The 14,940-nt window shown below is 62.3% G+C and carries 12 protein-coding genes; all 12 read right to left on the minus strand.

The genetic code is table 11. The features are described from left to right. Window positions 1-47 precede the first annotated feature (47 nt). The 12 genes from E4633_RS14535 to E4633_RS14590 all read right to left on the minus strand — a co-directional run bounded on the left by E4633_RS14535 (window position 48) and on the right by E4633_RS14590 (window position 14,932). Window positions 48-767, minus strand: a complete 720-nt coding sequence (locus E4633_RS14535) for a hypothetical protein (protein WP_135871203.1) — start codon at window positions 765-767, stop codon at window positions 48-50. 1,098 nt (window positions 768-1,865) lie between these two features. Continuing rightward, window positions 1,866-3,440, minus strand: coding sequence for a nuclease-related domain-containing protein (locus tag E4633_RS14540; RefSeq protein ID WP_162604998.1), 1,575 nt, complete (start codon window positions 3,438-3,440; stop codon window positions 1,866-1,868). 94 nt (window positions 3,441-3,534) lie between these two features. Then, entirely contained in the window at window positions 3,535-4,761 is a 1,227-nt protein-coding gene (locus tag E4633_RS14545; protein WP_135871207.1) for a hypothetical protein, read from the minus strand. Between the two features lie 206 nt (window positions 4,762-4,967). Beyond that, complete coding sequence (locus E4633_RS14550; RefSeq protein WP_246038145.1) at window positions 4,968-6,239, minus strand: cytochrome C; 1,272 nt, start codon at window positions 6,237-6,239, stop codon at window positions 4,968-4,970. A 26-nt stretch (window positions 6,240-6,265) separates the two neighbouring features. Then, on the minus strand, window positions 6,266-6,598 hold the full coding sequence (locus tag E4633_RS14555; protein WP_135871211.1) for a hypothetical protein: 333 nt from the start codon (window positions 6,596-6,598) through the stop codon (window positions 6,266-6,268). A gap of 37 nt (window positions 6,599-6,635) precedes the next feature. Further along, window positions 6,636-7,166, minus strand: a complete 531-nt coding sequence (locus E4633_RS14560) for a tetratricopeptide repeat protein (RefSeq protein WP_246038147.1) — start codon at window positions 7,164-7,166, stop codon at window positions 6,636-6,638. Between the two features lie 55 nt (window positions 7,167-7,221). Beyond that, entirely contained in the window at window positions 7,222-8,121 is a 900-nt protein-coding gene (locus tag E4633_RS14565; RefSeq protein WP_135871213.1) for an NHL repeat-containing protein, read from the minus strand. A gap of 6 nt (window positions 8,122-8,127) precedes the next feature. Beyond that, window positions 8,128-9,405: a cytochrome c3 family protein gene (locus E4633_RS14570; RefSeq protein ID WP_135871215.1), complete on the minus strand. Its 1,278-nt coding sequence runs from the start codon at window positions 9,403-9,405 to the stop codon at window positions 8,128-8,130. A gap of 12 nt (window positions 9,406-9,417) precedes the next feature. Continuing rightward, a complete protein-coding gene (locus E4633_RS14575) occupies window positions 9,418-11,391 on the minus strand; it encodes a cytochrome c3 family protein (RefSeq protein ID WP_135871217.1) in 1,974 nt (657 codons plus the stop codon). An 18-nt stretch (window positions 11,392-11,409) separates the two neighbouring features. Beyond that, a complete protein-coding gene (locus E4633_RS14580) occupies window positions 11,410-13,206 on the minus strand; it encodes a peptidylprolyl isomerase (protein WP_162604999.1) in 1,797 nt (598 codons plus the stop codon). Between the two features lie 84 nt (window positions 13,207-13,290). Beyond that, window positions 13,291-14,388, minus strand: coding sequence for a hypothetical protein (locus E4633_RS14585; protein ID WP_135871221.1), 1,098 nt, complete (start codon window positions 14,386-14,388; stop codon window positions 13,291-13,293). After that, window positions 14,363-14,932, minus strand: coding sequence for a GNA1162 family protein (locus tag E4633_RS14590; protein ID WP_135871223.1), 570 nt, complete (start codon window positions 14,930-14,932; stop codon window positions 14,363-14,365). Before E4633_RS14590 ends, E4633_RS14585 begins: the two co-directional genes overlap by 26 nt. Window positions 14,933-14,940 lie beyond the last annotated feature (8 nt).

A 14,940-nucleotide genomic window follows, 5' to 3' on the forward strand; every position in this document is an offset into this window, starting at 1 on the left:
AGCGGCTCGTGCTGGGTGTTGGTGGTGAACGGGACGGCGTGATAGGTTCAGGATGTGCCGTCGCCGCTGGTATAGACCCCGCTATTGGTGAAGAGATAAAGCTGGTTGTCGCACACGGTGATCGCCGCCCCCGAGCCCCACCCCTTGGCCGGGGTGTCGACGCGGGCCGAGCCGATGGCCACCTTGTTGTACTGTACTACCTCCGTGTTGCCACCACCCTTGCCGCCGGGAAACAGGAGCCAGTGACCGTCCGGGGCGTCGGTGGTCGGCGTCAGATCAAAGGCGGCAACGTAGGCGTCCATCCCCGCACTGTGATTCGAGCCGTCGGCGTCGGCCGTAAAGGCGACGAAGATCTTGTTATCGAAGACGGCCAGTCCCTCGGCGGCAAACGTCTCAACGGCATCCGCATTGGTTCCGTACTTGGGGATCCAGGTGCGGCTCGGCCAGGGCGTGGTGAACGCCGGCAGGGTTATGCTCTCGGAGTCGAACTTCCAGTCCCCGTCGGCGTGCCCCCTGGCGTATCTCAGTTCATTGTTGGAGTAAGCGTTCCTCAATATCCGATGGAGTTTTCCGTTTACCAGGACCATCCGCCCCGGAGACCCCCATGCCTGCACGACCGCCAGCAGGAGCATGGAAACACAAAGAAGCATGGTCAGCAGGTTGCGCAACATGGGCTTTGCCGCCATGGGAGCGAAGCCATGCTCTACCGATGTCACGTTTCCTGTGCCAATAGGCTTTCTTCCTTCCGTCCGATTCGGCAGTCTCATCGTATCCCCCTTTCTTGGCACTACTCTTTCCCGTTTCCCTTTCCCCTCCGGTGACGTCACCATAACCCGTTTCTAGCGGGATGCACCTTCACCTCCTTCCGTCCGCTTATCGGAGCTAAACGGGGCGCATGCTGCCTGTGCGTATCCAAACCGGGCAAGGGAATACGGTACGCGTTGGCTTGGAAATCCCAGGTCCAGAGCGCGGAGCTGGACATAATCCCTCCATCGTTGCCGGTGCAGCTCCCGTTGGTTCCCAGAAACGGTACGTTCTCCACGGTCCGGGACTGACAGCTCAAGGGCTTGTCCGGACGCACGTAGAGACTTGCGCCGGGGCTTCGGCGGCCACCGTGTAGTGACAGTTGCAAGATTTACGAGCAGTCGGGAGGCCGGGAGGCTAGTGTTGGATAAATGCAAGATGGGGCAGTTGAAAGAGGTGAAAAGCTCCGCCCGTCAATCACCGGCACGATGGTCGACAGGCTTCGCATATGGGCGTCGCCACCACTTCAGGGGCGTTGACGGTGAGGATCGGTGTCGGCCGTCGGGACTTTTCCATTTCTGCGCCGATGAGTTGTTGGCTTGCCGACAGTGTTGTCCTCGGCTTAGCGAGCTCCTCTCTAAAATGCTGCGCTTCGTGCGGGCAGAAAAAAGGCCGAGTTGCCGGCAGATAATTCGGTGGCAGCCCGACCATCTTCCTGAAGGAAGACCCTGTACTATCCGCCCCAGTCCTCACGGCGGGGTTGGTTTTGTTAAACTGATACTACCAGTTTTATGGTTGTCAACTTCACTCTGTCTTAGTTGGCTCGCGTCCTTTGTCATCTATCAGTACGATGGTGTACGCCGATCAAGAGCCAACGAATCATTACAGACACAGCTCCTCTCTCTCAAGTCATTTTAGTATTTGCGGCTTCTTTTTTCGAAGTCAATAGAGGGGGACTTCACTACACTGCAGATTCCTAATATTTTGTCTCAGTCTCGGAACCGAAGCTGCGGAATACGCTTGTCAAAATATCACATTGGGAAAGCGCCGGACGGCCAGTTAGCTGAAACAGCTGACTGGCCTTTTTGTTATCCAGACGCAGATAGTGAGCAGGTGTCAGATCATCTTGCCGCGAGCTTTGCGGTGTTTTTCATGGTTCTACGCCCCAGTACCAACTCCTCGACCTGCAACGGCTGGGGCCTTTTCGTGTGGGCATTCTCGCGACGGGCCTCGGCTTCGATGTTGTCCAGGGTGGCGATGAGCCGGTCGCTGCTGGTCACCCGATAGAATTTGCCGAGCCGCTCTCCTATCCCGGAGAGGTCAGCCCCGCCGGGGAAGACGATGACTCCATAAACGGGCAGCCGCCAACTGCCACGGGTATTGACCACGTTCATCAGGGTCATCACGTACTCACGTACCTGGTGGTACGGATTCACCCCCCAGCTCGCCTTGATCGCCACCGCTGCGCGGTTCCCCGGCCGGCAGTGCCACCCGGTATTCTCCACGTCCCCATCTGCGAAGATGCTGCCGGAATAGTTCTTCGCTTCGATCACCGCGATGCAGTCCTTGCTGATCACCACGCTGTCAATGAAACGGCTTACCTCTTTTCCCATCGCGACGTCAACCTGGTGCAGCACCCTCCACGCGTCCGATTTCGCCTTCGTCGCGGAGGCGAGTGTTTCCCTGAGCTCGCGTTCCAGCGCGTTCTCGAAGGGGGTGGAGATCGCGTTGGTGAGGGTTCGTGACGCCTCCTCTTTTTCCTTTCCCGATGCGCTTCGGTATCGTGTCACTTCGCTCAGCAAGGCGGCCTTTTCCCGGCCCGTCTGTTCCAGCTGTTCCCTGAATTGCACCACCTGCGCTTGCCATTCCTGTTCGATGGAATGGATTATCGCTTCGGCAGCGAGCTGCTGTTCCCTGTCATGGTGCAGGGTGGCCTCTAGCTCCTTGATCCGGCCGATAAGGACCTCGAACTGGGCATAAGAGGCCTTTTCCTGCTCGGCGATCTGGGCCTCTTTGTCTTCCATCCGGCGCAGATATTTGTCTGCGTTGGCAATGAGGATGCGCTCCCTTTCCAGAGCGGCCCTTCCCTGGATCAACTTTATCTTGATGAAGAGTTCCAGAATCACCCACACCAGCAGGGCGGCTACCAGGCTGTTCACCGTGGTGGTGAGGTAGGTCTTCCACAGGCTGTAGTCGCCGAAGGGATCCTTCAGCCACTCATGGTAATCGTCCGCGAAGCTCGCCGGCATGGTGCTGATCGTGTAGAGCCTTCCGATGATGGGGCGAGGCGCCTGTGAGCGGGACGCGACGGCGGGAACGGGCAGGCGCAGCAGGATAAAGGGATAGTTGACCAGGTTCTCACGAGCGGGAAGTTTCCTGACTAGGAGGTTGGGGGAGGTCGTCATCAACACCTTCTGGTCCGGGCAATAAAGGGCGTCGGTGCGGCAGTCCGTGACCACCAGGGCGAAGATGCTGTAATTTCGGTCCAGAAGCTCCTGGAGCGGTCCTCTCTGCTTTTGGATCAGCATCGACTCGACGGCTTCAGGAAGGACGCTTGTGAGCTTGGATGTTTTGAGATTGGTATGGATACTGAGCAGGGTCTTGTTGAGGACGTAGTCGTAGTTCTTGTGGTTGATAATGAACGCGAGCCAGAGCGAAACGCAGATCAGCAAAACCAGTCGCAACACAACGTACATCGTCCGTCTCATGGGAGGGAAGGTGGCCATGGCGCTCATTATAGCATGGCGGGCCGGCAATGCCGCCATTAACTGCGGCCTGACCCGGCCCGGGTCAGTCCCTGGCGTGGCACTTGTTGCACAGGCTGCGCTGGAAACGGCCGAAATGCGACGGGGCGCGATCGTACATGGCGACGCGGTACTCCGCCCTGGTCTTGCCGCCGGCGGCGCCAGGGTCGCTCCCCTGGTTGACAGCATCGGTGCCGGGGTAGCCGCCATTCACCGTGAGGACCGTCTCCTTCGTGTTCCACCTGGTTATGGCGTCGAAGGCAGAGGCGTGCGCCCGGTGGCAGGTGAGGCACATGACCTTGTCGTCAGGCTTGGGACCGGCATGGGAGGTGGTGATCGAGGCCAGTTGCTGCACGTCGGTCAGGTCGCCGCTTTGGAAGGGGACCAAAGAGGTGAATGCGCCGCTCTCGTTGCCGCTCAGGTCGCCGCTTTTCACGTAATGGTTGTAGGTCTTCGCTATCGCCTCACCAAGGGCGACCCCCGAGGGGTGGAGATGGGCGCTCCCTTGCCAGTTGGACAGCCCGCTGTGGCAGTTCAGGCACCACTCGCTGCTCCCCTTGCCATAGGCGACCCGGGTATCACCGCTATCTTCGCCGCGGTTGTATTCCCGTGGGGCGACCGCGATGGGCGGGTCGTAGACGAACTCGTGGCTCGTGCCCCTGGTACCGTATCCCCTGCCGGCAAGCAGACGATAGCTCCCGACGGCATCTGTGGCGCTTGGGGAGGCGCCATATGAGCCGGAGTCGGTGACCGGATTACCCGACGCCGTTACAGTGCCTGCGCTGTCGGTTACCCGGTAGTTGCCGTGCGGGTCGTGGCAACTGATGCAGGAAAGGGCATCCGAGGGGTAGGTCCCGCCGGGGGATGAGGTGAGTGTTGCATCGGGAAAGTACCCGTAAGCCGGCGCGGCGATGTTGTGGCCGTGCCGCTCTCCCGGGCTCACCGCGCGCGCTCCGTTGGCTTCGGACCAGTAGTACTGCTTGGTCAGGTAGGCAAAGTCTCCGCCGGGGGTGAGCGAGGCGGGGGGGACCCCGTGGGGAGGGGCCGGACTTGTAGCGACCTGGTAGTCTTCAGGTCGTGCCGCCGCATGGCAGCGCAGGCATATCTCACTCGTTGTGGCGCCTGGCTGCAAAGCGGAAAAACTGGCACCCGCCAACGAACCGTGGCAGCCGTCGCAGGCCCCGGTCCAGCCGTTATGGAAGCCAGCATTCCCATCGGCGATATCGACAGTCAGCACCAGCAAAAAAGCGATGGCAGCCTTCATTCCTCGCATAGCCTGTCCCCTTTCCCGCGGCAACAAGAGGAAGGTGCTCTCTCGGCCCGATGATGGACTCATCGGGGAGAACGGCTATAACTTGAGGCGTTAGCGAAGAGAAGGTATGGCTGTGCGCTTGAGACAGAAAAACGCCCCGATCAAGGGGCGCTTTGTTTTAGGAGCACGGAACGGACGGGTGGCAGGTAGAAAGTTCGCCGGGAAATTTACTGTTTGTAAGAGTCGTTCTCATGGCATTTGTTGCACAGTGACCACTGGTTGGTCGCGTACTGGCTCGCCGGTCTCCCATACATCCCTTGCTGGTATTCAGCCATGGTCTTGCCGGTGGACGCGGGCCCCGACTGCCCCTGCAGGGTGGGGGCATCGATTCCGGGCCAGGAGCCTGCCACGGTGAGGTAGGCCCCCTTGGCGCAGTTCCAGCGGGTTGCGCTGTCCCAGGCGGAGGCGTGCGCCCGGTGGCAGGTAAGACAGGTCACGTTGTCATCGACGGAGGGGCCGGCGGTCGAGGTGGTGGCAATGGCGAGTTGCGTCGCGTCGGAGGTCCCTTCCTCGAAGGGGACCATGGAGGTGTAGGCGTTGGCGACGGTCCCCCCGAGGTTTCCCGTGGCGATGTAGGCGTTGTAGGTGGCGACGACGTCGGCCGGGAGCTTGGCGCTGTTGCCGGAGGGGTGGTTGCCTACCGTGTCGCCGGGGTAGGAGGAGTGTGTCAGACCGGCGTGGCAGTTGCCGCACCATTCCGACATGCCCCGGCCATAGGCGACCCTGGTGTCCGAGGTGCTCTCCGACCTGTTGTAGGTTGCGGGAGACACGGCGGAGGGCGGATCGTTGACGAAGGGGGCCAGGGGGTACGAGGCGGGCGCATACCCGGCTCCCGCCAGCATCCGGTAACTCCCGACCGCCTCGCTTGCCGTGGGGAGGGCGCCGTAGGAGCCGGAACCGGCAATCGGCTTGCCCCCCTTGGCCACCGTGCCGCTACTGTCGAGGATGCGGTACCCGCCGTGCGGATCATGGCAGCTGATGCAGCTGAGGCTCGCAGAAGGGTACGTGCCGCCGGGAGCCAGCGCGTTGCGGGCGTCCTGGAAATACAGGAAATCGTTGGCGATGATGTTGTGCCCGTGGGCATCACCGCTGCTGGAAACCGCGAGGCCGGTGGCGGGGTCGACCCAGCTGTAGTTCTTCTGCAACCAGGCAAAATCGCCCCCGGGAGTCAGCTGGACCGGCGGCAGCCCCAGGGGAGGCGGTGGGTTCGTTGCCACCCGGTAGCTGTCGGTCGGGGTGGAGCCGGAGTGGCAGATGAGGCAGGTCGAGCTCGGGTCCGAGCCCTGCAGCAGGTACCGATTCGCCGACCCCTTGGTACTCGCCGCCATCCCGCCGGAGGAGTTGTGTACGGTGTGACAACCGTCGCAGGCGGCGACCCCGCCGCTGTGAAAGGCGAGGGCGTTGCCTGCTCCGGCCGCAACCAGCAGAAATGCGGTCAAAAATTTCGTGGGCACCTTCATGCCTTTTAACCTTTTTGGTCATCCTGCCGGCGATAGACCGCCTTCTGCCCGTTCCCCGCGATGACGAAGGCACCGTTGTCGAGCTTGCCGTAAAGCGATTTCACCGTTCCCTGGATCGATATGTCCAGCCTCACCATCCCGTTTTTGTCGTCCTGCCAGGTGAACTGCAGCGAGGGGTAGCCCTTCACGACGAACACCCCGGTATGGTCGGCCTTGAAATGGACCGTCTCCGGTACCTGCGGGTTGGCCCAGGTGCCGACGACCCCGTAGGCCTTGTTACATCCTGAGGCGACCACCAGCATCATCAGTACGGCTGCGGCCAGGCAAAAATGTTTCATCTCGTTCCTCCTTGGGGTGATCGTCCCGTTGCAGCGGTCAATACTTCTCGCCCATGACGTTGAGCAGCTTGCGCGCATTGACGTGTCCCTTCCTCGCTGCCAGGCGCAGCCACTTGACCGCTTCGCCGTGATCCTTTGGGACACCTTCTCCGTTTGTGTACATGAGCCCCAGGTTGAACTGGGACTGTACATGCCCCTTTTCCGCCCCCATGCGGTACCACTTGGCCGCCTCTTTCAGGTCCTGCGGGACTCCGTCCCCCTTGTCGTAGATCATGCCGAGGTTGTACTGGGCCCGGAGGTGGTTCTTTTCCGCGGCCTCGGTGAGCCAGCGGATCGCTTCCTTCTTGTCAGCGGGGACTCCTTCTCCCCTGAAGTACATGATGCCGAGAAGGTAGCACGAGTCTCCGCCGTGGTCGGCCTTGAAAAGCCGCAGTGCGGTGGGGTAGTCGTGCTGCTGGTAGGCCCGAAAGGCCACGCTGAAGCCGGGTTGGGGGGCTGCCCATGAGGTGGCGGCCCAGGCCAGCATGAGGATGGCGAGCCATCCATTGCAAAGCATGCGTCTCTTCATAATTCAATCCTTTGCGTTTTCCGCAGTACGAGGGGGCGATTCCCCCCCTCATGTCCTACTTGATGAGTTCGAAGAACTGGGCGCGGGAGTTGTTCCGGTCCGCTATGCCAAGAAGGCCGCCGTCGCTCACGCAGATCTGCGCGGGGTAGTAGAGCTGCCCCTCCTTCCATCCCAGGGCGAGCAGTCGCCCGGTATAGGTGCCGTCCGGTCCGAGGGTCACCAAGGAACTGCCGTTTTGATCCATAACGAAGATGGTGCCCCGGCTGTCGGTGGTCAGGTAGGTGGCGAAGCTCACGTACTCCTTGAGGTCCTTGGACAGCGGCTTGAATTCGGCCCCACCCTTGGATGCCGCGTAGACCACGGAGGTGAGGCTGTCCAGCAGCAGGAGGTCGCCCCCGCGGGTCAGGGCGAGGTCGGAGCAGAAGCCGGCTTCGGCAGGGAAGGGGAGCTGGCGCTGGAAGTTGCCGCTTGGGTCGAGCTCCAGGACCCTTCGGCCGAGGATGTCGAGGAGGTAGACCTGGTCGTTTGCCCCTACCCTGAAGCTGCGTATCTGAGGGTCGGGGGCAGGGACGCCGTGCAGGTCAAGGTATCCGACGAAGCTTCCATCCCCCTTCAGGTGGGCGATGCGGCGCAGTTTGCCGTCCAGGGCGTAGATGTCCCCTTTGGAGTCGAGTTGCAGCCGGGTCGGTACGGTCAGCTGCGGCACTTTCACCTCGCTTCCCCCGGAGATGCCGGCATCCTTGAAGCTGTATTTCAGCAGGCGGCCGTTCCCCGTGTCGGCGACTACAATCCCCCCCTTGGTATCGCAGGCGATCCCCTCGGGGGCGGCGAGTGCCCCCCCCTTGTCGTCCAGGTAGACCGCGGTCACCTGCTTGAGCCGCTCCGCCGCCGACGCGCCGGTGGCGGCGAGGAGCACGAAGCCGAGCACGGCGTATTTCATGAAGATTCGAGACATGGCTTTTTACCTCTTGTACTGGTCATGGCACTGGGTGCACAGATCGCTCGTGGTCGGGAACGGGATGAAGTGCTTGTATTCGGTTCCGTGCGCGCGGTGGCAGCTCAGGCACTGCATGGTCAGGTTCTTGTTGCGCTTGTCCTTGATCTTGTCCCCGATGGGGTGGGTGGAGTGCTTCTGCCAGTCGTGGCACTTGCCGCAGACGTCTATGATGGACGGCTTGTTGGTCAGGAACTGGCTGTTCGATGCGTGGGGGTCGTGGCAGGCCATGCAGTTCCCCTTCTGGATCGGGTCGTGCTTGGTGAGCGACTTTTCCTGCCTCTGGATGGTGTCCTTGTGGCAGCTGCCACAGACGGTTATCAGATCCGCCTTGAGCAGCCCCTTCTCTTTGGCCGCGTGGGGGTTGTGGCAGGTGAGGCAACCCTGCTTGCCCAGCAGGGGCCAGTGCACCTTGTTCTTCGCGAAGGTGGAGTTCACCATGTCGCTGTGGCACTCCTTGCAGAGCTCGGAGCCGCTGCGCTTGGTCTGCAACGGCGAGCTTGAGGTGGCATCGTTGTGGCACTGGCTGCACATCTTGCTGGCTACCGGCTTGTGCACGTTGTTGTAGAGGAGGCTCGGCATGTCGGAGCCGTGCGGGTCGTGGCAGGCGGTGCAGCGCGCCTTGGCCACCGGGTAGTTCATGTGCTGCTTTATGAAGATCGGCTTGTCCACCTTGTGGCAGCCGGTGCACAGTGCCGGCACCTCGTCCTTGAGCAGGAAGCCCGCCTTGCTGGAGGCATGGGGGAGGTGGCAGGTGAGGCAGCCGGTGGTTACGGGGCTGTGCTTGTGCTTCACCTTGGCGAGGGTGTCGCCCATGGCCTTGTGGCAGTCGAGACAGAGCGCGTTGCCTGCGCGCAGCATGTTGAACCTGTTTTCCGAGGCGTGCGGGCTGTGGCACTTCATGCAGTTTCCTTCGGCAACCGGCTTGTGGCTGCTGCGTGCGTCAGCCGGGATGACCGTGGCGTGGCATTGCGCGCAGATCTGCTTCGAATCGGCGGCGAGAAGCTTACCGTGGGACGAGGTATGCGGGTTGTGGCACCCGGTGCAGTCGCCGGACTTGACCGGGGTGTGCACGAACGGCTTTTTCACCGTCTCCTGGATGTTGACGTGGCAGTCCATGCAGACCTTACCTGTCGCACCGGGTTTTAGCTTGAACATCAAAAGGGCGTTATCCTGCGCCGCGGCCGAGGCAACGTAGAGCAGGGCGAGCAGGATCATGATGAGTATCTCGGTGTGTTGCTTCATTGCTGACTCCTCTCAGCGCTTCTCGACGATATGGCAGTCGTCGCAGGTTCGTGCCGCAAAGGGGGGATGGAGCGTGTCCTTGAAGAACTTGGAGTCCTTGGACGCGTGCGGGTTGTGGCAGCTCACGCAGTTGATCCCGTCCGGGTTGATGTTCAGGTGGTCCTTGCCAAACTGTTCCGACTTCAGGTCGTGGCACTCGCTGCAGGTGGTCCTGACCGGCTCGGCCAAAAGGGACCCCTCAGCGGAGAAGTGCGGCCGGTGGCAGGTGGTGCAGTCTTTCTGTGCAGGCTGGTGCGGCGTTTCCTTCCCCATCTTCTCCTTGATCTGCTTGTGGCAGGTGAGGCAGAGGTCCGGGCTCGGCGCGAGCAGCAGGCGGTTCAGCTTGGACTTGTGCGGGTTGTGGCACTTGGTGCACTCCCCTCCGTTCATAAGGGGGGCGTGCTTGCTCCCCTTGCCCTTGAGCCCCTTCTCGATGTCCAGATGGCAGGAAAGGCAGAGCGTCTCCTGTTTCTTGGCCAGCATCCCGGGGGTGTTGGACGCGTGCGAGTCGTGGCACCCAAGGCAGTTCTTGCGTTTGAAGGGTGCGTGGTTGGAGCCTCCGGTTTCCTGCTCCATGAGCTTTGCGTGGCACTTCGCGCAGAGGTCGTCCGCGGGAGCCTTGAGCAGCGCACCCTGGGCGGAGGCATGGGGGGCGTGGCAGGCCACGCAGTTGCCGTTCAAGACCGGGGCGTGCGTGTGGTTCTTCTTGAAGGCGCTCTCCTTGTCGCTGTGGCAGCCGTAGCACACCGTGTCCATGCGCGCCTTGACCATACCGTGGATGTTGGAGCCGTGCGGGTTGTGACACGATGTGCAGTCACCCTCGGCGAACGGGAAGTGCACGTCGCTCATGGACTGACTCTCCTTCACCTTGGCGTGGCACCCGTAGCAGAGATCCGCCCCCTGGGCGACCAGGAGTTTCTTCCCTGCCGCGTGCGGCTTGTGGCAGGAGAGGCATCCCTTCCCCGTGGTGACGGCGGCATGCGGGGCGGTCATCCCGGCCCCCTTTTCCTTGTGGCAGCCGATGCAGAGCGCGTTGCCGTCGCGGACGGTGAGCTTGGAGAACTCCGAGGTGTGCGGGTTGTGGCAGGAGAGGCAGTCCCCTCCGCTGAACGGGGCGTGCTCGACGCTTCCCCCCATCTTGAGTTTCGTAGCATCGTGGCACTGGTAGCAGAGCTCGCTTCCTTTCTGGGTGACGCCGAAGGGGTTGTCCGCGGCGGGGGCGTTGTGGCAGCCGTCACACGACGCGCTCTGCACCGGGTCGTGGACGCTTCCCTTCAGGAGCTTGGGCTTTTCGGAGGAGTGCGGATTGTGGCATACGGTGCAGCGTGCCTTTTCCACCGGATAGCCGCCGTGGGCTTTTTTGAAGCCGGCGCCCTTGCTGTCGTGGCACGACAGGCAGAGCTTCGGCTCCGCCTGGGCCAGAAGGTTCTTCTGGTCCGAGCTGTGGGCGACGTGGCAGGCCTTGCAGCCGTCGCGGGAAAGCGCCTGGTGCACAACCTTCTTCTCGAAGAGTTCCTTCTTGTGGCACTGGTAGCAGACCTGGTTCCCGTCACCTTTCAAGAGCCGGGCGGACTGGGATGCATGGGGGGAATGGCACAGGGTACAGCTACCGTTTTTCAAGGCGCTGTGCACGTTCGCCTTGTTCATCCCGATCTTATCCTTGGGGTGGCACTTAAGGCAGAGCGCGTTTCCCGACTCCTTCAAAAGGAGCTTGGGCACGATGCCGTGGCGCAGGTGGCACTCCTCGCACTTCTGTTCCTTGACGACCGGGTGCACGTCCTTCATCCCGAGGTACTGCGTCGCGAACTTCTTGTGGCAGTCAAGGCACCCCTTCTTGGCGAAACTCATTGCGGCGTGGCTCGGGCTTGTGCACAGCACGATGGCTGCATAGAGCAGGGCTGCGACGACGCCGACCGGAATCCCGTATTTACTCTTCTTTCCCGACATGGTCTCTCCTTGCTCGCTCTACTGCGCCGGTTCCGCCAGGTAGAGCTTCACCTGGTATGCCTTGCGGAGCTTTTCTCCCCACTCCTCGATGGATTTGTTCACTTTCTCCCCGTAGAGCTTCTTGGCGATCTCCTTGCGAGCGCTCTCCAGCGGGGCGGGCTTGGCCGGGATCACGTCCTGTACCGCCAGCACGTAGCTGTACCCCTCTGGGCTCGTGTAGAGCCTGAAATCGCCACCTTTCGCACCGGCCAGGGCGAGCTGCACCGCCGGGGCCAGCTTCTTGGTGATCCAGGGGGTGTCGCCGAACTCGAGTCGACCCTCGCTTCCCGCCGGCACCTGCCCTGCGGCGTTCGCTGAAAGCCACTGGAATTCAGCCCCTTTTCTCAACTTCTCGGCCGCGCTTTCGGCGTCCTCGCCCTTGGCGAACACGAGCTCCTTCAGCTTGATCATCTCCGGGGAGGAGTAGTCGGCCACGTGTGCCTTGTAGTAGTCCTCCACCTCGCCGTTGGTCACCTTGATTTCCGGCACCACTACCTTGTCGATGAACATGCCGAAGACGATGGAATCGCGGTACTTCTTGTTGGCGTTTTTGTACTCATCGCTCCGGTCGATCCCCTGTTTGAGCGCTTCCATCTTGAAAACCCTTGCCAGGAGCATGTCTTCCAGTGCGGGGACCTTCCCTTCGTTCACCTTCTTGATCTTGATCGCCTCGCCGATGCCGTGGAAGAATTTCCCCCTGATGGCGGCGGCTAGGTCGCCGACCGTGATCGGCTTTTCACCGCGGATATCCGCCACGACCCGACGGTCCTTCAAAAGCTTGTCGAAGCCGGGGCGGGGCGCCTCGAAGTCGAGCTTGTCCAGCACCTTCTTGTGCAGGGTGACGTACTTTTTCTCCAGGTCCTTCCAGTACTGGTCCAGGACCTGGTTACCCTTGAGTTCGAGGGCGCGCTGGGTCGCCTCCTCGAGCGCCTGGTCGTTCCCCTTCGGGAAGCGGACCTCCTGGAGTTCCACCAGGGTGAACGCCGGCCCGACCGGGAGCACCGCGGTCACCTCGCCGTCCTTCATGCGGGACAGGGCCTGGGCGATCTGGGGCAGAAGCCCCTTGGGCTGCACCCATTCCCCCTCCTTGCCCCCCTGGACCTTGCCGGCGTCGATCAGCTTGTCGGCGAGTGCATCGAACTTCCCGCCTCCCTTGAGCTGCTCCGCGAGTTTGTCGGCGTCATCCTTCTTGTCGAACTTGACCGACCTGATCTTCCACTCCTTGACCAGGTCCTGGTAGATCCGGTCCACGACCTTCTGGTCCGGTTTGACCCCATCGAGCTGGTGCCTCTTCAGGATTTCGCCGAGGCTACTTGCCGAGAAGTCGCTGATCCCTTTTTTCGCCTCGGGCAACTCGTCGAGCCCCATGTTGAACCCCTCGGCCATGATGAGCCGCGCGCTCACCAGACGATCGAGCACCGACTGGTAGTTTTTCTTACCCGCCTTGGCATCGGCGCCGGAACCCGTCCCCTCGTGAATGCTTCCGAGGGCATCGGTGAACTCCTGCATGAGGATGGGGTCATCGTTCACCAGCGCGATCGGGGTCTGAGCGAAGCGCGGTGAGAAGGTCGGGGCCTGGAGCAGGACCGTCACCCCCTCCTTCTGGGGGGCCGGCTTCCCTTTCTCACTGCTTCCCTTTTCCTGCACGGTTTCCCGGGGCTTGGCGCTCGGCGCGGCCGGCGCCTTTGGGGCGGTGGCGGCTGCTTCGCCGGCCCAGGCCGGGGTTCCAGCGCAAAGTGCCGTGATCAAAAGTAACTTCATCGCATTCATGTTCATGGTCCCTTCCTTCATGTGTGTAGTGCGGTGCACTGCTGTCCGTCGTGCTCTCTGCCCATCCTTACGCCGCGGCGCGCTTGCCCGCTAGCGGCCGAGGCTTTCTTCAACCGCCTGGTGCACCATCCCGGCGGCCAGGGCGCTTGCCGTGGCTATCCTGCCGATATCGAAAAAGCGGACCCGGTCCATCCCGGTCCGGTGGTCGCCCATGGACCAGACCGCCCGGCGGCTGCTCCGCTCCAGGAGCAGCGCGGAAAAGTCGACCTTGGGCGCAGCCTGGGCCCCCTGCAGGTCCTCGAAGTCGTTGACCTCGCCGGTGAGGATGAGGTCCGTGCTGAGCATCCCGAAGAGGAGCTCCGCGTCTGCCAGCGACACCCCGTCCTCCATGATGATCCGGTAGCGCAAAAGGTCTTCGCGTACCGTCCCCGGCTCGATCACCTGGAACCTCCCCTGCCTGACCAGCTCGCCGATGAAGTGCAGCGCCAGGATCTCGCCGGCGTAGCCGTGGCTTCCCTTGTCGAAGAAGGGGAGCACGGCCACCCGGTAACTCCGTCCCGGTTCAAGCGGGCGGGCGAGGTACACGGAGTCCGATCCCAAAGACACCCTCGGAATTGGCTGCGGTTTTCCTCCGGTCAGCGCCTCAGCCAGCAGTTGGATCGCCCGGTCGGTCACCTCCTGCGGCCTCCTGACCAGCCCCACACCGAGAAGGCCAGGGGCGTCGTTTCCCGAGAGCGCAACGCTCTCCATGTGCACGATTCTCGGGGTCTCCTCCGTAGTCACCAGGCGTGAGGTGAGGGCGACCCGGGGAGGGAAGGGGGTGCGGTAGAGCTCCACCTCGGTAATGAGCACCCCTCGCGCCCCGGTCTCGCGGCGTAGCGCCTGCGCCGTGGCCGCGTCGACCCCCCCCACATAGCGCAGACGGTGCCGCGCCATGAACTGCTCCAACTGCGCTTCCGGTAGGATCTTCATGCCCCGCATGGCAAGGCGCCTGGCGAGCTCCTGCCGCAGTTCGGTGACCGGTGCTGTCCCGCCGCTCAGGTTTTGCAAGGGGAGGATGGCCACGCCCCCCTCTGCGTTGCCCGCCTCGTCCCCGGTCCATGCGGCACGGCGCAGCGGAGCACAGCCGGCGACGAGCAGCACGAGTAGAAGGGCGACGAGGCTACTGAAAGAGTTTCTTGATGGCATCGTTAACCGCCCGCTCGGTGATGTCGTTCATCGGTTCGCCACCGCCGCCGAAGAGCCGGTCCGTGATGCCGATTCCCCCCATGGTGGTCGAGGCGGACCAGACCACCTTGCCGGTCTGGGTCTCCAAAAGCTGGAAGCTGAGGGAGATGCTGTTGGCAGCCGAGCTTCCGGAACGGACCTCCCCGTACTCTTTTACGGTGCCGGTGATGACCGCGTCCGCCTTGATCACCCCCGCCACTTTGGTGAGCTCCTCGGTGCTGGGGGCCACCGGGTTGCTGATGCCGACCCTGCTGATACCGCGGGCGACTTCGCCCGGGGGGATGACGTACAGTGCGCCGGTTGCCAGGAGCTTGGTGGTGAAGACGTCTCGGACCCGCTCCGCAGCAGACGTCTCGCGGGTCAGGTTGGCCAGCGGCATGATGGCGACGGTGTGCAGGGCCCCGAAGTCCATGTTGGCGTCGCGATACACCTCTGCTGGACCGGCACAGCCGGCCAGGGCAAGAAGAACGAGGGTCATGATTGGCGGTATCCATCGCTTGGGCATAGCTTGCT

Source organism: Geomonas terrae, from assembly GCF_004791675.1.
GTDB classification, from domain to species: Bacteria; Desulfobacterota; Desulfuromonadia; order Geobacterales; family Geobacteraceae; genus Geomonas; species Geomonas edaphica.